Source organism: Martelella alba, from assembly GCF_005217455.1.
Classification (GTDB): Bacteria; Pseudomonadota; Gammaproteobacteria; order Enterobacterales; family Enterobacteriaceae; genus Acerihabitans.
Genome location: NZ_SZPQ01000049.1, coordinates 1 through 19,505, shown reverse-complemented (window position 1 = coordinate 19,505; position 19,505 = coordinate 1). Strand labels below are relative to the sequence as shown.

Below are 19,505 nucleotides of genomic sequence, written 5' to 3'. Positions count from 1 at the left end.
GTGATCGCGGCGCTTAGACTTGCGCGGATTACGCTAAAAATAACAACGGCGCCCCGGGGGCGCCGTTGTCGTCAACCTATTGTGCTGTGTGGCTGACGGCCAAGCGGCCGCCGGAAAATCATTTTTTAATGCGGATAATGGGGGTTTCGCCGACCACGACGCTGCCGGACAATTTCACCAGTTCTTTTATTTCATCCATGTTGGAAATCACCACCGGCGTCAACGTGGATTTGGCTTTGTCCTCCAGCAGCGGCAAATCGAATTCGATGACCACATCGCCCTTTTTGACGCGCTGACCTTCCTGGGCTATCCGTTGGAATCCCTCGCCCTTGAGTTCGACGGTATCGATACCGAAATGGACAAAAAGCTCGATACCGCTGTCCGATTCGATTGAAAAAGCATGGTTGGTTTCAAAGATTTTACCGATGGTCCCGTCCACCGGTGCTACCATCTTGTTTCCACTGGGTTTAATGGCAATCCCGTCACCGACGATTTTTTCGGCGAAAACCACATCGGGAACATCTTCAATGTTCACGATTTCGCCGGAAAGCGGCGCGACTATTTCAATGCTTCCCGTGTCTTTCTTGTCATCGGAAACCAGAGATTTCAATTTATCGAACAAACCCATGATCTTCTCCTAAGCATTTATACGGGTCAGCGTCATGAAATCAGCAGAGCGTTTTTTCTTTAATGAATTTGTTCACCAGATTCATCAGCTCTTCCGCGGTTGGTTGAGCCAAGGCTTCCTCTGCCAACGCTTTTGCATCACCATAGTTAGTATTACGTATAACTTTCTTGATGCGCGGAATAGAGATAGCACTCATGCTGAACTCGTCCAGCCCCATCCCTAATAACAGTAGTGTAGCACGTTCATCACCCGCCAGCTCGCCACACATGCCTGTCCATTTACCTTCCGCATGGGATGCGTCGATAACCTGTTTAATCAAAGTCAACACAGCCGGAGCCATGGGGTTATAAAGATGCGAAATTAACTCGTTACCGCGATCCACCGCCAGAGTATACTGAGTTAAGTCGTTTGTCCCAATACTAAAAAAGTCGACTTCCTTGGCCAGATGCCGGGCGATGGTCGCGGCGGCCGGCGTTTCCACCATAACGCCCACTTCAATGCTTTCGTCGAAGGCTTTGCCTTCCTCGCGTAATTGCGTTTTTAGCAATTCCAGCTCGACCTTGAGCGTGCGAACTTCTTCCACCGAAATGATCATCGGATACATGATGCGCAGCTTACCAAAAGCCGACGCCCGCAGGATGGCGCGCAGTTGCGCATGCAGCATCTCTTTGCGGTCCAGGACGATGCGGATGGCGCGCCAGCCCAGGAACGGGTTGTCCTCTTTGGGCAGATTCATGTAAGGCAGGTCCTTGTCCCCGCCGATATCCATGGTCCGCACAATGATAGAGCCGGTGGACAGGGATTCCGCCACGGCCTTGTAGGCCTGGAACTGCTCTTCTTCCGAAGGCAGACTGTCGCGATCCATGAACAGGAATTCGGTGCGATACAAGCCGACGCCCTCGGCGCCGTTGCGTTCTGCCCCGGCCACATCGCGCACGGTGCCGATATTGGCGCAGACTTCCACCTGATGGCCGTCGAGAGTAATGGCGGGCAGATCTTTTAGCTTGGCCAGCTCGGTTTTCTCGGCGACATACTGGCTTTGCAGCGCCTTGATTTCTTCAATTTGTTCCGGCGTGGGGTCGATATAGACACGGTTGTTTACCGCATCCAGTATGATAAAGGTGCCGTTCGCCACTTGCTGGGTCACATTGCCGGTGCCGACGATGGCGGGCAATTCCAGGGAACGGGCCATAATGGAGGTATGGGATGTGCGGCCGCCCAAGTCGGTGACGATGCCCAACACCTTGTCCAGGTTTAGCTGGGCGGTTTCCGATGGCGTCAAATCCCCCGCCACCAGGATCACTTCTTCGCTGATGGCGCTCAGATCGATAATCGGCATGCCGAGTATGTTCTTCAACAACCGCTTGCCGATATCGCGTACGTCCGTGGCGCGTTCTTTAAGGTATTCGTCATCGAGTTCCTCCAGCGCCTTGGCCTGGGTCTCAATAACGTTGTAGACGGCGGCATCGGCTGACGCCAGCTCGTCTTTGATGAGGGCTATGATATCCTGCTCAAGCTCTTCGTCTTCCAACAACATGATATGGCCTTCGAAGATGGCTTCCTTTTCTTCACCGAAGGTTGCGCCGGCTTTGGCTTTAATCGCTTCCAACTGGGCGGACGCCTTGGCACGGCCGGTGAGGAAACGCTCGATTTCCTGGTCGACCTGGGTGGCGGAAATTTTTTTCCGGTTGATGACGATATCATCTTCCTTCAATAAAAGCGCCTTGCCAAAGGCAATGCCCGGTGATGCTAAAATGCCTGAAATCATAACCCTACCTTACTCACTCATTGCGCGTGTTGACTTACCAAGAGACCGGGCCCGTTTTACTCTAGCTCTGCCATCAATTTGACCAAATGTTCCACTGCTTTTTGCTCATCTTCGCCTTCGGCTATAATGGAAACAACCGTTCCTTGAGTCAAACCCAGGGTTTGTAACTTAAAGAGGCTTTTTGCGCTGGCGCTTTTGCCATTGGAACTGACGGTGATGTCCGAAGCAAAGCCTTTGGCTTCTTTAACAAATTGGGCGGCGGGGCGGGTATGGAGGCCGTTAGGCGCAGTAATTGTAACTTCTTGCTGGAACATTATGTTTCCCCAACTTTTTAGGTGATATCAATGTTGTGGGTCTAAAGTTTAGCGTAAAAGACCGACTTTAGCCTATATGGTTCGTGCCTGAGTATGTTACAAAGGCAAAGATGTATGCGAGCAAAAAACGGTATAAAAGCATTTCTGGCCACAATTTGTAAAGGCGCCTTTATGCCGCCGGGCTACTCATTATTATGCCGTTTTTTGTCGAAAATCCATAGCGCATTAATCGATTCAGCTAGCAGAACAATTAATAGCCTGATTAATTTCATACATCGAAATAATTCTCCGCTCAAACACAAGCCCGAGCCAAGCAAATCGTTTATATGGGGCTTAAAAATTTGATCCAGTCCACAAAAAAGCGCCTCAAGGGCGCTTTTTTATGCCTTAAAAGCCAGCGACGGCCAGAAGAGGTTATTGCTGTAATTCTTTTTCGGTGAACAGGTCGGCAAACAGCGCGGTGCTCAGATAACGTTCGCCGGAAGAGGGCAGGATCACCACGATGGTTTTATCCGCGAATTCCGCTTCTTCCTGCAACTTCAGCGCGGCGGCCACGGCGGCGCCGGAGGATATGCCGGCCAGGATGCCTTCTTCCTCCATCAGACGTCGGGCGGTGTGGATAGCCTCGTCATTGGTGATTTGCACCACCCGATCAACCAGGTCAAGATCGAGATTACCCGGAATGAAACCGGCGCCGATACCCTGAATCTTGTGCGGACCGGGCTTGATTTCCTGACCGGCCAGCGCCTGGGTGATGACCGGAGAATCCGTGGGTTCTACCGCCACGGAAATCACGGCTTTGCCTTTGGTGTTTTTCAGATAGCGGCTCACGCCCGTCAGTGTGCCGCCGGTGCCGACGCCGGCGATGAACACGTCCAGCTCGCCATCGGTGTCCGCCCAGATTTCCGGCCCGGTGGTTTGCTCATGGATAGCCGGGTTAGCCGGATTGCTGAACTGCTGCAACATCAGATAGTGTTGCGGATCGGTGGCGACGATCTCCTCGGCCTTGGCTATTGCGCCTTTCATACCCTTAGGACCATCAGTCAGCACCAGGTTGGCCCCCAGCGCCTTTAAAAGCTTACGCCGCTCAATGCTCATGGTTTCGGGCATGGTCAGGGTCAGCTTATAGCCGCGGGCGGCGGCGACGTAGGCCAGCGCGATACCGGTATTGCCGCTGGTGGGTTCCACCAGTTCCACGCCCGGCTTCAATACGCCGCGTTTTTCCGCATCCCAAATCATATTGGCGCCGATCCGGCATTTTACGCTGAAACTCGGATTCCGCGACTCGACTTTGGCAAGAATACGGCCATTGCCGATGCGATTAAGGCGAACCAGCGGCGTATGGCCGATGGTGTAGGAATTGTCTTGATAAATGTTGCTCATGACCGGTCCTTTAACAGTTTTTTGCTGATCAGGCTTGCTGATTTAGGGAATGTTTACCAGAGCATACCCTTTCATGCACCTGACGGAAGTGAAAGAAAAGTATATCGATATGTGATTACGACATAAGTTTTCAGCCTGCCCTCCAGTAAGGCCGCCACCGGCGACCGGCCGCGGCGTCAGCGGCCCGCCGGCGACGTGCCTTCCGACCGGTCGCCGGCGATGTCAAGGCCGAAATCGCCGCGATAAAGATCAACCCACATGGCCGTGGCGCCGCAAACCGCCACCGGCATAATCAACAGGTTCAAAACCGGGATCGCCGTGCACAGGCCCACCGCTGCGCCGAACTGCATATTGCGGAACCGATAGCGCCGTAGCGCGCCGCGCATCACCGCGAAATCCACTTTATGGTTATCGAAAGGATAGTCGCAATACTGAATGGACATCATCCACGCGCCAAAGAAAAACCAGAGCACCGGCGCGACGGTCTGGCCGAAACCGGGTATGAAATGCAGCAAAAACAGAATCAATGCCCGGGGGAGATAATAGCGCAGCTTTAACCCCTCGCGCCGCATCACCCGCGGCAGATCCCTGATCAGGTCCGTCCAGCCGCTGTCGGGCAGCCGATGTCCGGTCAGGTTCGCTTCCAGCCGTTCCGCCAGCAATCCGCTGAACGGCGCGGCGATAGCGTTGGCCAGCGTGCTGAAAAAATAGCTGAAGATCAGCACCACCGCGAGGATAACCAAAGGCCAGAGCAGGTAGCTCAGCCATTGCAGCCAGTCCGGGACATGGCGCATCAACTGCGGGATCCATACGTGCAGGCGCGCGTAAAGCCACCAAAAGGCGCCGCCGAGCAGCAGGATATTGACCAGCAGCGGCAGCAGCACATAACGTTTGATGCCGGGCTGGGCGATAAGCCGCCAGCCGAGGGCGAAATAATGGAAACCGCTGCGGGATTTTATATCGTTGCGCATTTTATTAAGCCGTTTTCTGACCGGTAAAAGGAAAAATCAAAGCACCTGCTATCATTAAATTCTACTGTTTAGGCGGTTTTGCTCGAAAAAACAGCAAAAAAATGTGCTGACGCTATCTTTATGGTGAGAAAGTACCGCGCGGACTTGCACTTGTCTACGCAGGCAAATAGAGTTAAGGGAGTAAATGTTTGCCGCGGTGGCAATGAATTAGCACAACTGAGATGGCAATGATGCAGGATTTGCGTCTGATATTAATCGTTGTTGGTGCGATCGCTATTATAGCGTTACTTTTGCACGGCCTATGGACCAGCCGCAAAGAACGCTCTTCCGTTTTTCGCGATCGGCCGGTGAAACGACTGAAACAGGATCGCCAGGAGCAAGACGAGCCTCCACTGGATGAGCGCGACGAAGGCGTCGGGGAGGTGCGGGTGACCAAAATCCGCCCGCGGGATCCGGTGATTGGCCGCATCGATGGGCAGGAATCGCGGGAACAGGAGACCGGGTCCGCGGCGCCGGACGCCTCTCTTGCCGCGGGGCTACCCTCCGACGATCCGCTGCTTGACGACTTGCCGGACCAGGCCTCCGCGCCGCCATCCCGCCACAAACCCTTTTTCTCACGCCGTTCCGCCGCGCGGGGCGAGCAACCGCCGGCACCCGCCCGCCAGCAAGATCTGTTTGAAGATGCCGATGATGAAACCTCGGCCGACGGCGAGGAAAATGTCTCTTCGCCGGCTACCGCGGCGCAGGACCCGGCGGATCGGCAAAGCGCCGAACCCGCAAAGCGTAAAGAGGCGGTGCTGGTGCTGCATGTGGCCGCGCATAACGGCATGCTTATCGGCGGCGAAGAGCTGTTGCAAAGCATATTGCAGGCCGGTTTCCAGTTTGGCGAGATGAACATCTTCCATCGCCATCTTAATCCGGCCGGCAGCGGTCCGGTGTTGTTCAGCCTGGCCAATATGGTCAAACCGGGATCGTTCGACCCCGAGGCCATGGCCGGGTTCACCACCCCGGGCGTGTCGATGTTCATGATGGTACCTTCCTACGGCGACGCGCATCAAAACTTTAAACTGATGCTGCAATCGGCGCAGCGCATCGCCGATGATTGCGGCGGCGTGGTGCTTGACGACGATCGCCGGATGATGACGCCGCAAAAACTGGATATTTACAAAGCGCGGATCCGCGACGTGTTAGAGGAAAACAGCGGCGCCTGAGGTGTTCGGGATTCGCGCCGGACGATACAGCCCCCGCTTGCGGGGGTTTTTTTCGCTGATGGTGGGTTATGGAAGAGATCAATCAAAAAATCGAGGCGCTGCGCGCCCAGTTGCGCCATCATGAATACCGCTATTTTGTCCTGGACGCGCCAGAGGTGCCGGATGCGGAATACGACCGGCTCATGGCGGAGCTGCGCGCGCTCGAAGCGCGGCATCCGGAACTGCTGACGGCCGATTCGCCCACTCAGCGCGTGGGCGGCGCGCCGCTGGCCGCTTTCGGCCAGGTACGGCATGAAGTGCCCATGCTCTCCCTGGACAATGTCTTCGACGAAGAAAGTTTTCTGGCGTTTAACAAACGTATTCTGGACCGGCTGAAAAGCGCCGATGACCTGGTGTTTTGCTGCGAACTGAAGCTGGATGGTCTGGCGGTCAGCCTGTTGTATGAAAATGGCGAACTGGTGCGCGCCGCCACCCGCGGCGATGGCGCCACCGGCGAGGACATTACCGCCAATGTTCGTACTATCCGCACGATCCCCTTGCGGTTGCGCGATGGGGTGGGGGCCATTCCCCGGCGTTTGGAAATCCGTGGCGAAGTGTTTATGTCGGAGGCCGGTTTTAATCGCCTTAACGAGGCCGCCGCGCGGGAGGGCGGCAAAGTGTTCGCCAATCCCCGCAATGCCGCCGCTGGCTCGTTAAGGCAACTGGATCCGTCCGTGACCGCGAAGCGCCCGCTGACGTTTTATTGTTACGGCGTCGGCTTGTTGGAAGACGGCGAATTGCCCGCCAGCCATTGGGAACGCCTGCAATTGTTCAAGTCCTGGGGCGTGCCGGTGAGCAATCGCGTCGAACGGCGCACCGGTAGCGGGCAGGTACTGGATTTTTATCGGCGCGTTCAAACGGATCGCCCATCGTTGGGATTCGATATCGACGGCGTGGTGGTCAAGGTCGACTCCCTTGAACTGCAGCAGCGGCTGGGGTTCGTGGCCCGGGCGCCACGCTGGGCCATCGCCTACAAATTCCCCGCGCAGGAACAACTGACCAGGGTGCGGGATGTGGAATTTCAGGTGGGCCGTACCGGCGCCGTTACGCCGGTTGCCCGGCTGGAGCCGGTGCTGGTATCCGGGGCCATGGTCAGCAATGCGACCTTGCACAATGCCGACGAAATCGAACGCCTGGGGTTGCGTATCGGCGATACAGTGATTATCCGCCGGGCCGGCGACGTGATTCCGCAAGTGGTCGGCGTCGTGACGGAGCGGCGGCCGGCGGATGCCCGAGTCGTGGTGTTCCCCACGCACTGTCCGGTGTGCGGTTCGGATATTGAGCGGGTGGAGGGCGAAGCGGTGGCGCGTTGTACCGCCGGCCTGGTTTGCGCCGCGCAGCGCAAGGAAGCCCTCAAGCATTTCGTTTCCCGCCGCGCGCTGGATGTCGATGGCATGGGCGATAAAATCATCGACCAACTGGTGGAGCGTGAACTGGTCAAAACGCCCGCCGACCTGTTCCGTTTAAACAAAGATGTATTGACGCGTTTGGAACGAATGGGTCCCAAATCAGCGCAAAATCTGCTGGAAGCTTTGGAAGCCGCCAAGGAAACCACTTTTGCTCGCTTTTTATACGCTTTGGGTATTCGGGAAGTGGGGGAGGCGACGGCGGTAAGCCTGGCGACGGAATTCAAAACGCCGCAAGCGCTGTATGCCGCCGATATGGACGCCCTTACCGCCGTACCGGATATCGGCCCGGTGGTCGCGGCTCATGTGGTGAATTTTTTCGAAGAAACCCATAACCGGGATATCATCGACGAATTACTCAGCCCGGCTATAGGCATCCACTGGCCGGCGCCGGTACCGGCGGCCCAAAACGACGCCAGTGTCTTTAGCGGTAAAACCGTGGTGCTGACCGGCACCTTGAGCGGTCTTTCGCGGGATGAGGCCAAAGATCGGCTGATGGCCCTGGGCGCCAGGGTCAGCGGCAGCGTATCGGCCAAGACGGATATGGTTATCGCCGGCGAAGCGGCCGGTTCCAAACTGACCAAGGCCCGACAGCTGGAAATCCCCGTCATTGATGAAACGGAAATGATGCGGCTGCTGGGAGAATCGGAATGACCCTCCGGAGGGAAAGTTATGGAAAAAGACGATCTGATTGCCATCGCCAATACTGAAATGCCGTTTGGCAAATATCAGGGGCGGGCGCTGATTGACCTGCCCGAGCCTTACCTGCTCTGGTTTGACCGCCAGGGGGAGTTTCCCGCGGGCAGGCTGGGCGAACTGATGTCCATGACGCTGACCATTAAAATCGAGGGGCTGGAGGGGCTGATTCTGCCGCTGAAACGAAATAGCCGATGATTTCCCGCAGTTTCGCTGGATTTGCACCGCTGCTGATCGGCGCGAACGCCAAGAGGCAGTGGCTGCACCAGAACAGATCACGGCTTTGCCGACAAAAGTGCTCTAACGATTCAACTTAGCGCAATTCCAGAGTAAATCTAGTAGAACCAATTCGTTACCGCTTATTCCCTTGACTTGGTACGTCCTTTGCTACTTTACAAATATTTACGTAGCTAAGGACTATTCCATGCAAAACAAAAAAGCGGTACCTGAGTTAAAGCGTACCCTGGGCAGTTTCCATTTATGGGGTATTGCGGTCGGGTTGGTGATCTCCGGGGAATACTTCGGCTGGAGTTATGGCTGGGCGCAGGCGGGTACGCTGGGCTTTCTCATTACCGCACTGGCGATTGCCGCCATGTATTGCGCCTTCATTTTCAGTTTTACTGAATTGAGCACCTCCATTCCCCATGCCGGCGGACCGTTCGCCTACGCTTACCGGGCATTCGGCCCCACAGGCGGTTTCATTGCCGGTTTCGCCACGTTGGTCGAATTCGTTTTCGCGCCGCCGGCTATCGCCATGGCGATCGGCGCCTACCTCAACGTGCAGTTTCCGGCGCTGGAACCACGCTGGGTGGCGCTTGGCGCCTATCTGGTCTTTATGGTGCTCAACATTCTTGGCGTGAGCATCGCCGCCACTTTCGAGCTGCTGGTCACGTTGTTGGCGATCCTCGAACTGCTGGTCTTCATGGGGGTGGTGGCGCCGGGCTTCGATATAGCCCACTTTACCCACGGCGGTTGGGCCGGCGCCGAGCATTTCTCTCCGGCTGCGTTTTCCGGCATCTTCGCCGCCATTCCGTTTGCCATTTGGTTCTTTTTGGCCATTGAGGGGGCCTCGATGGCCGCCGAAGAAGCCAAAGACCCGCAGCGCACCATTCCCCGGGCCTTCATTGGCGGTATCCTGACGTTGACCGCGCTGGCGCTGGGCGTGATGTTCTTTGCCGGCGGCGTGGGCGACTGGACCAAACTGGCCAATATCAACGATCCGTTGCCGCAGGCAATGAAGATTATCGTCGGCGGCAGCAGCGGTTGGCTGCATATGTTGGTGTGGTTGGGGCTGTTTGGCCTTATCGCGTCGTTTCACGGTATCATCATGGGCTATTCGCGGCAGATTTTCGCCTTGGCGCGCGCCGGATATTTGCCAAAACCCCTCTCCAGGGTCAATCGTCGCTTCCGCACGCCGCACTGGGGCATTATCGCCGGCGGCGTGGTGGGCATCGCGGCGATTTTCTCCGATTCGCTGATCATCATCGGCGGCCAGCCGCTGACCGCAAATATCGTTACCATGTCGGTATTCGGCGCCATTGTCATGTACATTATCTCCATGGCGTCTCTGTTTAGACTACGTCGTCTGGAGCCAAATCTGACCCGGCCGTTCCGGGCGCCGCTGTTTCCGCTGGCCCCGGCTTTTGCCCTGGTGATGGCGGTTATTTGTTTGGTGGCCATGATTTATTACAATCAACTGCTGTTCCTGATCTTCGCCGTGATGATGCTGCTGGGTTACGCCTATTTCCGTTTGACCCGCCATGCCCGCGACGCGGCGGCGCCGGACGCGCAGTTGACGGTAACGGAGTAATCCGGGAGGAAACGATGTTTCATGCCGTATTGGGACAGCGCCAGTACCGTTTCGCTGATCTGAAGGAATTGCTGGCCAAGGCCTCGCCGCCGCGCTCTGGCGATTACCTGGCCGAGATTGCCGCCGACAGCGCCGAAGAGCGCATGGCGGCGCGCATTGCGCTGGCGGATGTGCCGCTCGGCGTCTTTTTGCAGCAACCGGTCATTCCCTATGAGAATGACGAAGTCACCCGTCTTATCATCGACGGTCACGACAGCACGGCGTTTGCGCCCATTGCCCATTTGACCGTGGGGGATTTCCGCGATTGGCTGTTGTCGGAACGCACCGACAGCAGTCGTCTGGCCCAGGTCTCGGCGGGGATTACGCCGGAAATGGCGGCGGCGGTCAGCAAAATCATGCGTAATCAGGACTTGATCCTGGCGGCCAAAAAATGCCGGGTGGTAACGCGTTTTCGCAATACCATCGGTTTGCCGGGCCACATGAGCATCCGGTTACAGCCCAACCATCCCACCGACGATCTGAAAGGTATCGCCGCCAGCATGCTGGATGGCTTGCTGTATGGTTGCGGCGATGCGGTCATCGGCGTCAATCCGGCCAGCGACAGTCTGCCCCTACTGGAAAAGCTCAATGACATGCTTGATGATGTAATAAGCCGTTTTGCCATACCCACGCAATCTTGCGTGCTAACGCATGTGACCAACACGCTAAAGCTCATTGAGCGCGGGGCGCCGGTGGATCTGGTCTTTCAGTCCATTGCCGGCACCGAGGCGGCCAATGCCGGCTTCGGCATTAACCTGGCGTTGCTGGAAGAGGCGCGGCAAGCGGCGCTGAGCCTGCACCGCGGCACCATCGGCGATAATGTCATGTATTTTGAGACCGGGCAGGGCAGTTGCCTGTCGGCCAATGCCCATCATGGCGTGGATCAACAGACCTGCGAAGCCCGGGCCTACGCCATCGCCCGGCATTTCAAACCGCTGCTTATCAATACGGTGGTCGGTTTTATTGGCCCTGAATATCTCTACGACGGTAAGCAGATCATTCGCGCGGGACTCGAGGATCATTTCTGCGGCAAACTGCTGGGGGTGCCGCTGGGGTGTGATGTTTGCTATACCAATCATGCCGAAGCCGATCAGGACGATATGGACACCCTGTTAACGTTGTTGGGCGCCGCCGGCGTGACGTTTCTTATCGGCGTGCCGGGCGCGGACGATATCATGCTGAACTATCAGAGCACATCGTTTCATGACGCGCTATATATACGGGAACTGCTTGGCCTCAAGCATGCGCCGGAATTTTCTTCCTGGCTTAAGCGCATGCAAATCATTGACGGCGACGGGCTGTTACGCGATGCCAACGACCGCCATCCGTTGCTGCAACACCTGCCGCAGTGAATTACCGGAGAAGCGAAGCATGAACAAATTTGTGCCGTCCGACAGCGGCAAGTTGCCGCCAAGCACTCTTCTACACGAAAATCCCTGGGAGAGCCTGCGCGAATATACCGCGGCGCGTATCGCCCTTGGCCGCGCCGGCTCCAGCCTGCCGACGCGGGAATTGCTGAAGTTCGGCCTGGCCCATGCGCAGGCCCGCGATGCGGTGCATCAACCTTTCGATAGCGAGTCCTTGGCGCGGGAGTTGGAATCGGATGGCCTTGATACCCTCAGGGTGCATAGCGCGGCGGCCGATCGGCCGACTTTCCTGTGCCGGCCTGATCTCGGGCGGCGGTTGGGCGATGACAGCCGGCGGCTATTGCAGGACTACCCGAAAAAGTCATCGGATATTCTGCTGGTGATAGGCGACGGGCTTTCATCCAAGGCGGTGCATCGCCAAGCCGCGCCGTTTATCCGGGCGTTCAGGCCGTATCTGGATCAACTGGGCCTCAAACCGGGTCCCGTGGTACTGGCCCATCAAGCGAGGGTCGCGCTCGGCGACGATATCGGCGCCTGTTTAAACGCCAAAGCGGTGGCGATTCTTATCGGTGAACGTCCCGGCCTGTCTTCGCCGGACAGCCTGGGCATTTATTTCACCTGGGCGCCGACGACCCGGCGTTTGGAATCGGAGCGCAACTGCATTTCGAATATCCGGCCCGAAGGGTTGGATTATCCCCAGGCCGCTTTCAAGTTGGCCTGGTTGCTGGAACAGGCCGGGCAGCGGCGCCTGTCGGGCATCGACCTTAAGGATGAAAGCGACAACCCGGCGCTCTATGGTCTGGTTAAGCCCCTTTACGCCAGTGGAGGGACGCCGGCGCGCATCGGCCGATCCTAGGGGGTGACGGGCGTTTCGGCGGGCGGATCGCGCCATGAACCGCTATGCTGATAGCATATCCGTCGCCATTGTCTGAGAATACCGTTCGCTATGAGCCATTCCGCGCCTTTTATTCTGTCGTTAACCGAGGGGCTGCCTTTCGGCCCCACTCCTGGATGCGCTTCTTTTCCGTGTCCGCCGCTGACTATCTGGCATTGCCGGTTCGATGCCAGCCGGTTTCAAGACCAGGACTATGGCCGCCTGGGTATTACCCCGCCGTCATCCGTGGCCGGCGCCGTGGTGAAACGCCGGGCCGAATACTTGGCTGGCCGGGCGACCGCCGCCAAGGTGCTTGATGCGCTGGGAATGGCGGATTATCCGCTGTTGCCTGACAAACACCGGGCCCCCCGTTGGCCGGAAAAGATGCAAGGCTCGCTGACCCACCATGATTCGCTGGCGGTGTGCGTCGGTCGTCTCTGTGCCGAACGGCCCTTGTCCGGCGTGGGGGTGGATATTGAACATCGGCTGTCCGAGACGGCCGCCGAGGAAATCTGGCCCGGTATCATCAGTGCGGCGGAGTGTGTTTATTTGCGCGGCCTGCCGCAGCCGTTCACGGTTTTACTGACCCTGGCTTTTTCCGCCAAGGAGAGTTTGTTCAAGGCCTTATTCCCGCTGACAAACCGTTTTTTCGACTTTCTTGATGCGCAAGTCGTGGCCGTGGCCGAGCAGCGGCTGACGCTGGAGTTGACCACCGCCTTGATGCCGCAATTGCCGGCGGGCGTGCGGTTTGAGTGCGGTTATGCCGTTTCGGCGAAGGACGTGCTGACTTTGCTGAGCTTTGACGATGCGTGACGGCCCGGGGGTGCGCCGCGGCGGGCAAGCGCGACCGACTCAGGGCTCTTTAAACCGCTGGGGCTGTGGCAGGGCCCCAAGGGTCGTCGTTTCTGGGTAATCATGCAGGAGGGGTTTATGTTAATGAAGATGAACTAATTGTGCCTTTTCATCGGCTAAGGTTCATTTGTCATGTCTCTTTCGCATTTGTTATGGGAGAATCGGACGCACCAAGTCTCAGAGCCCTCAGCGCCCTGAATAATCTCAACCGCCGAATCCGGAAAGGGTCAAGCGTAAAGAGCGAAATAATGTACTGATAGGTATAGATAATCTTCCTGCCCGACACACTTGTACTTTTCCTGAAATTGTAAGTTGGACGATACATTTTGTTACAATACTGACGGTTGTTTACCTAAGCACCAGACGGTATAGTTTCAAACCTAATAGCTGCCTAGGCACAAATTACATGAGTCACTTTACCTTGGATGACATTGAGACTGTTTATCGTTATGGTCGTCACATTCATCGTTTGAACCTATGCAAAGATCGTCTCCTTGAACATTACCTCACCCCCTACGAGATTACGGCAGCGCAGTTTAAGGTGATGTTGATGATGAAACGGGATGGCGTGATAACCTCGGCGGAACTTTGCCGTTGTATCTCGCTGGACAGCGGCGCCATGTCGCGCATGCTTGATCGACTCGAAAATAAAAACATGATTGAGCGGGTGCGCAGCAGGACCGATCGCCGTCAATTCCATCTGGCTCTGACCGATAAGGGTCAACAGTTCTGCCAGGAAATCGCCACCATCGCCGTCAAGGCGTTCAACGATTTGCTGGCCCCCCTGACTCCCGCCGAACTTAGTGAATTCGATCGCCTACTGGAAAAGTTGGTGGTTCATGCCGAAATGTAAGGAGTGATTGTTACCATGCCGTTGCGCATTCGTTTTTTGCCGCTGTTCTGTTCATTCGCTCTGGCGGGATGTGTCTGGCCTAACGGTTTACATACTCAGGGCCATACGCTTGATGTCGCCAATTTACACAGCGAACGCACGCTGGCGGACGTGACGCTGTCCTCCGCCGCTTGGCCGGCCACCGATTGGTGGAAGAGTCTTGGGGATCCGCAGCTTGACATATTGATCCGGCAAGCGTTGAGCTCCAGTCCGGATATGCAGGTGGCCGACGCGCGGGCTCGCCAGGCCAGCGCCGCCGTACTCGGCGCTGAAGCCAACCGGATGCCCACCCTGGACGCCAGTGGCGGCATCACCCGTGAGCGGATTACCAAGTCCGACGATCCCTACGCCTATGGCCTGGGTCAAAACTACGGTACCGTGCGCACATTGTCGGCGCAGTTTAATTACACTTTTGACCTGTGGGGCGGCCAGCGCGCGGCGTGGGAAGCCGCGGTGGGACGGGCCAACGCCGCCGAAGTGGATAGCCAGGCGGCCCGTCTCACCCTGGCCGCCGATGTGGCGCGCGCCTACAACACGCTGGGCGAGGCTTATGCCCAGCGGGATTTGGCGCAAAAAGATCTGGAGCGCACGCGCACCATGCTGAAGCTGGCGGCAAGGCGCTATCAGTCGGGACTGGATAGCAAATTCCAGTACCAGCAGACCGAAAGTTTGGAAGCCGCGGCGGAGGCCACCCTTACCGATGCCCAGCAACAGGTGCGCGCGGCCGGGATACGGCTGGCAGTGCTTCTCGGCCAGGGTCCGGACCGGGCGATGTCGTTGCCGCGCCCGCATCTGATCGCCCCCGAGGCGGTCAGACTTCCCGAGAATCTGCCGGCGGAACTGCTTGGCCGCCGTCCTGATTTGGTGGCGGGACGCTGGCGGGTTGAGGCGGCATCCAAGGATATCAAAGTTAGCCGCACCGCCTTTTATCCCAACCTGAACTTGAGTGCGGCCGCCGGTATTAAATCCATGCTGGGCGACGCCATGTTCGGGACGCCGAGTCGCTACTTCAGCATCGGGCCGGCCTTGTCGTTGCCCATCTTCGACGGCGGACGCCTGCGCGCCGATTTGGCCAGCAGCAACGCCGCCTATGATTTAGCCGTGGCGCAATACAATCAGACGTTGGTGCGCGCCCTGGGCGATATCGGCGATACCATTACCCGCCTGCAATCGCTGGATGTGCAAATTCAGCAACAAGAACGTGCCCGAGATATCGCCAACGACTCCTGGAACAATGCCATGCAGCGCTACAGCGCCGGGGTCGGCAATTATCTCGATGCGCTGAGCGTCCAGCAGCAACTGATCCAGGCTGAGCGGCAGTTGGCCAGTTTGAACGCCGAACGCACCGATACCGCCATTTTGCTGATGCAGGCGCTGGGCGGCGGCTTTACTTCCTCCCCCATTTCCTCGACCGCCGCGAAAACCGTGGCCGTAAATCACGCATACTGAGAACAATTTTTATGGCTGACATGAATACCCAAGCTGAACAAGCAGACAAGCAAAGCGGAGCCGGCGCTCGGCCGCCGAGGCAGGGCAAACGCCGATTTTTGTTACTGATTTTGCTGGCCATTGTCGTTCTGGCCGCCGTGGCGTTCGGACTTTACTACTGGCTGGATGCCCGTTTCTATGAAAGCACCGACGATGCCTATGTGAACGGCAATCTGGTGCAAATCACGCCCCAGGTGGCCGGAACGGTGACCTCCATTACCGCCGACGACGGCGATTTCGTCAAAAAAGGCCAGGTACTCGTGCGCCTGGATCCGAGCGATACCATCGTCGCGCAGGAAAACGCCGAAGCCAATCTGGCCCAGGTGGTCCGTCAGGTGCGCGGCTTATACAGCAATGTGGCGAATTACCGATCGTTGCTGGCGGCGCGCAAAATCGAACTGCAACGCGCCAAAGATGACTATGATCGCCGGGCCAATCTGGCGCGCGACGGGGCCATTTCCCAGGAAGAATTGTCCCATGCCCGTGACGCCCTAACCTCGGCGGAAACCGCCTTAAGCGGCGCGCAACAGCAATTGAATACCACGACCGCCCTGGTGGATGACACCACCATCGCCACCCATCCCGATGTGAAAGCGGCGGCGGCGAAGTTGCGCCAGGCTTATCTTGATCACGTGCGCAGCACCTTGGTGGCGCCGGTCAGCGGCTATGTGGCCAAGCGCTCGGTACAGGTGGGCAGCCGCGTGCAGCCCGGTACCGCGCTGATGGCGGTTGTGCCTCTGGATGATGTCTGGGTTGACGCCAACTTTAAGGAAACCCAGTTGGTGGATATGCGAATTGGTCAACCGGTGGAAATCGACGCCGATTTGTATGGCGATAAAGTCACCTACCATGGAAAAGTGGAAAGTCTTGGGGTTGGCACCGGTAGCGCGTTTTCCCTGTTGCCGGCGCAAAACGCCAGCGGCAACTGGATAAAAATTGTTCAGCGCCTGCCGGTTCGTATCCACCTGGATCAAAAGGATTTGGATAAATATCCGCTACGTATCGGGCTTTCCACTGATGTGACAGTGGATCTGCACGATCAGAGCGGCGCGGTGCTATCGCCCCATGCGCGGTTGAAACCCCGTTTTTCCACCGATGTCTACGATCATCAATTGGCGGAAGCGGATCAACTGGTCACGCGCATTATCCATGAAAATAATTCACAGGCCCGGGATGCCGGCCAGGAACAAAAGTAATGCGGAGTCGTCGCGATGAGTGATCAATCTTTTCGTCCGCCCAGCCTGGTCCTGGCTACCATCGGACTGTCGCTGGCGACGTTTATGCAAGTGTTGGATACCACCATCGCCAATGTGGCATTGCCGACCATATCCGGCAACCTGGGTGTTAGCTCGGAACAAGGAACCTGGGTCATCACTTCGTTTGCGGTATCCAACGCCATCGCCCTGCCGTTGACGGGGTGGATGTCTCGCCGTTTCGGCGAGACCAAACTGTTTTTGGCGTCAGTGCTCTTGTTTATTTTGACCTCTTTTTTGTGCGGGATTTCCCGGAGCATGTCGCAACTGGTGATTTTCCGCGCATTACAGGGGTTTTTCGCCGGGCCGCTGTATCCCATGGCCCAGACATTATTGCTGTCCATTTACCCCCCCATGAAACGGGGGATGGCGCTGGCGCTACTGGCAATGGTTACGGTGGTGGCGCCCATCGTCGGCCCGCTGGCCGGCGGCTGGATCACGGATAACTATACCTGGCCCTGGATCTTCTTTATCAATGTGCCCATCGGGATTTTCGCCGCCATGCTGGTCCTGGCGCAGTTAAAGGACCGGCCCGAACAAGTGGAACACCAGCCGATCGATTATGTCGGACTGGGGTTGCTGGTGGTCGGCGTCGGCGTGCTGCAAGTGGTGCTGGACAAGGGCAACGACCTGGATTGGTTCGGATCCAATTTCATTATCATCGGTACGATCATTTCCACCATCGCGTTGGTGGCGCTGGTCATCTGGGAATTTACCGATAAGCATCCCATTGTGGATCTGAAGCTGTTCCGCTACCGAAACTTTTCGTTCGGCACGCTGGCGCTGGTGATGGGCTATTCCGGCTTCTTCGGCATCAATCTGCTGTTGCCGCAGTGGTTGCAGACCCAATTAGGCTATACCGCGGTCTGGGCAGGGATGGCGGCCGCGCCCATCGGCTTGTTGCCGGTATTTTTGTCGCCGTTGGTGGGCCGTTACGCTCATGTGTTCGACCTGCGCCTGCTGGCGGGCGGATCGTTTCTGGTGATCGCCGTCTCCTGTTTCATGCGGGCCGATTTTAATACCGAGGTGGATTTCTATCACATCGCCATGATACAGGGCTTTATGGGCATCGGCATCGCGTTGTTCTTTATGCCGACCACCAGTATTCTGCTGTCCAGCCTGTCGCCGAGGGAGATTGCCGACGGCTCCGGCCTGGCGACATTCCTGCGGGTATTGGGCGGCAGTTTCGCCTCTTCGCTCACCACCTGGATCTGGCATCGCCGGGAAATATTTCATCATGCGATACTGACGGAGGACATTACGCCCTACAGTCCGGCCACCCGGGCGTATATCGACCAGATGGGGGGAGTCGGTCAATCTACCTGGGCGCAATTGGACCGGCTGGTGGAAGGGCAAGCCTATATGCTTTCCACCGTCGATTATTTCACCCTGTTGGGCTGGATTTTCCTTTCGCTGATTCTGGTGATCTTCATCGCCAAACCGCCTTTTACCGCCCAGGCGGGCAGCGGGGCGGGGCACTAGCTCCGCATCGCGCCGCGCCACCCTCATTGGGGCATTTTGCAGCGGCTGATGTCGCCGCTTTCGCGATGACGCGCTGATGCGCGTCATTTTTTTGGCCCAACAGCCTTCGCGAGGGACGAGGGGGCGCCGGCGCCATTGCCGTTAAACAAACCGGATTGCGATACCGCGCCGCACATGGGCGGTAAGGCATGACTGCGCCGTATAACCCATCGCGGCATTATTGCAGGTGCGCTTTCAGTTCGGCGCCGTCTTGCGCATCGGTTAGCGCCTGGCGCGCTTCCTTCGGCGTTAACTGTTACATTGGCTTGCCGCCGGCGCCGTTAAGGGCTTTGAGAAAAGAAGCTACCTGGCGATCGGGGGCAGCGGTTTGCACGGCGGCGGACGCGCTTCTTGACAGAGGCAATCGCGGCGCTATGTCGGGTGAACCGATAAGCCTGACCTTGGCCGAGGAAAAGAATTTAAATCGAAAACTATTAAATAGTAAGCTATTTAATAACTGATTCACTCGCCCAGGGTTATTACGCTATATATCCAGGGGGCATAACCCGCTCCGCCTGAGGCGGACCCGCCCTGCCGCACCGGAGTATAGCCGCGTTATGACTTTGTGTTACGGCAGTATCCGGGTAACGCGCAAGGCAAATCGCCACGGGGCGGGTTTACCGGGGCGGTCCGCCGATTATCGAATGGGGAAAATAGCCGTTTACCCAGACCAGGCGCCTACCTCGCGTAAAAGTAAAAGCAGGGGTAACGACGCGACCAATCCGGGTCCCGGCCATCGAATGTCCACCGGGTAAAGTAACAGACACAAGAATAGCGTCGAAAAATGAGGTGTGGACAAACGAGAAAGAGAGTTATGGGGAACAGCAGCGGTAAGTAAATGGTGGGTCGTGCAGAATCCTGATTCGGACTATAACTTCCTGAAAAACAAGATAAAATCACACAACACTCTATCACCGTGGGCCTTATTGTAGGCCCATTTTGAAAAACTGCAAGGGGGGAATTAATGATCACAGTTCAAGTGAGTGATTTTTA

16 protein-coding genes are annotated in these 19,505 nt (G+C 57.0%); 11 read left to right on the top strand and 5 right to left on the bottom strand.

The window, feature by feature from the left end; genetic code table 11:
- Positions 1 to 118 precede the first annotated feature (118 nt).
- The 5 genes from crr to cysZ form a co-directional block, all read right to left on the bottom strand.
- Positions 119 to 628 carry a PTS glucose transporter subunit IIA gene (gene crr / locus FCN80_RS22400; protein WP_136992567.1) on the bottom strand — a complete coding sequence of 170 codons (510 nt, stop codon included), beginning with the start codon at positions 626 to 628 and terminating at the stop codon, positions 119 to 121.
- Between the two features lie 40 nt (positions 629 to 668).
- Complete coding sequence (gene ptsI, locus FCN80_RS22395; RefSeq protein WP_136992566.1) at positions 669 to 2,396, bottom strand: phosphoenolpyruvate-protein phosphotransferase PtsI; 1,728 nt, start codon at positions 2,394 to 2,396, stop codon at positions 669 to 671.
- A gap of 56 nt (positions 2,397 to 2,452) precedes the next feature.
- On the bottom strand, positions 2,453 to 2,710 hold the full coding sequence (gene ptsH, locus FCN80_RS22390; RefSeq protein WP_136992565.1) for a phosphocarrier protein Hpr: 258 nt from the start codon (positions 2,708 to 2,710) through the stop codon (positions 2,453 to 2,455).
- Positions 2,711 to 3,124: 414 nt separating this feature from the next.
- Positions 3,125 to 4,093, bottom strand: a complete 969-nt coding sequence (gene cysK / locus FCN80_RS22385; protein ID WP_136992564.1) for a cysteine synthase A — start codon at positions 4,091 to 4,093, stop codon at positions 3,125 to 3,127.
- Positions 4,094 to 4,269: 176 nt separating this feature from the next.
- Positions 4,270 to 5,064, bottom strand: a complete 795-nt coding sequence (gene cysZ / locus FCN80_RS22380) for a sulfate transporter CysZ (RefSeq protein ID WP_136992563.1) — start codon at positions 5,062 to 5,064, stop codon at positions 4,270 to 4,272.
- 227 nt (positions 5,065 to 5,291) lie between these two features.
- Here cysZ and zipA point away from each other — a divergent pair, with 227 nt between their 5' ends.
- From zipA to FCN80_RS22325, 11 genes are all read left to right on the top strand, one after another.
- A complete protein-coding gene (gene zipA, locus FCN80_RS22375; protein ID WP_136992562.1) occupies positions 5,292 to 6,275 on the top strand; it encodes a cell division protein ZipA in 984 nt (327 codons plus the stop codon).
- Positions 6,276 to 6,343: 68 nt separating this feature from the next.
- Complete coding sequence (ligA, locus tag FCN80_RS22370) at positions 6,344 to 8,374, top strand: NAD-dependent DNA ligase LigA (protein WP_136992561.1); 2,031 nt, start codon at positions 6,344 to 6,346, stop codon at positions 8,372 to 8,374.
- Positions 8,375 to 8,392: 18 nt separating this feature from the next.
- Positions 8,393 to 8,614, top strand: coding sequence for a DUF3820 family protein (locus FCN80_RS22365; RefSeq protein ID WP_136992560.1), 222 nt, complete (start codon positions 8,393 to 8,395; stop codon positions 8,612 to 8,614).
- Positions 8,615 to 8,840: 226 nt separating this feature from the next.
- On the top strand, positions 8,841 to 10,226 hold the full coding sequence (gene eat, locus FCN80_RS22360) for an ethanolamine permease (RefSeq protein WP_136992559.1): 1,386 nt from the start codon (positions 8,841 to 8,843) through the stop codon (positions 10,224 to 10,226).
- 14 nt (positions 10,227 to 10,240) lie between these two features.
- Complete coding sequence (locus tag FCN80_RS22355; protein WP_136992558.1) at positions 10,241 to 11,617, top strand: ethanolamine ammonia-lyase subunit EutB; 1,377 nt, start codon at positions 10,241 to 10,243, stop codon at positions 11,615 to 11,617.
- 19 nt (positions 11,618 to 11,636) lie between these two features.
- Positions 11,637 to 12,488, top strand: a complete 852-nt coding sequence (gene eutC / locus FCN80_RS22350) for an ethanolamine ammonia-lyase subunit EutC (protein ID WP_136992557.1) — start codon at positions 11,637 to 11,639, stop codon at positions 12,486 to 12,488.
- Positions 12,489 to 12,578: 90 nt separating this feature from the next.
- The gene (locus tag FCN80_RS22345) at positions 12,579 to 13,319 is read left to right on the top strand and encodes a 4'-phosphopantetheinyl transferase family protein (RefSeq protein ID WP_136992556.1); all 741 of its coding nucleotides are present in this window, start codon (positions 12,579 to 12,581) and stop codon (positions 13,317 to 13,319) included.
- Between the two features lie 445 nt (positions 13,320 to 13,764).
- Positions 13,765 to 14,211 (top strand): MarR family winged helix-turn-helix transcriptional regulator, encoded by a 447-nt coding sequence (locus FCN80_RS22340; protein WP_136992555.1) that lies wholly within the window; start codon positions 13,765 to 13,767, stop codon positions 14,209 to 14,211.
- Between the two features lie 15 nt (positions 14,212 to 14,226).
- Positions 14,227 to 15,699, top strand: a complete 1,473-nt coding sequence (locus FCN80_RS22335; RefSeq protein ID WP_136992554.1) for an efflux transporter outer membrane subunit — start codon at positions 14,227 to 14,229, stop codon at positions 15,697 to 15,699.
- Between the two features lie 11 nt (positions 15,700 to 15,710).
- Positions 15,711 to 16,934 carry an HlyD/EmrA/EmrK family protein gene (locus FCN80_RS22330; protein ID WP_306767916.1) on the top strand — a complete coding sequence of 408 codons (1,224 nt, stop codon included), beginning with the start codon at positions 15,711 to 15,713 and terminating at the stop codon, positions 16,932 to 16,934.
- Between the two features lie 15 nt (positions 16,935 to 16,949).
- Positions 16,950 to 18,473, top strand: coding sequence for a DHA2 family efflux MFS transporter permease subunit (locus tag FCN80_RS22325; RefSeq protein ID WP_136992553.1), 1,524 nt, complete (start codon positions 16,950 to 16,952; stop codon positions 18,471 to 18,473).
- Positions 18,474 to 19,505 lie beyond the last annotated feature (1,032 nt).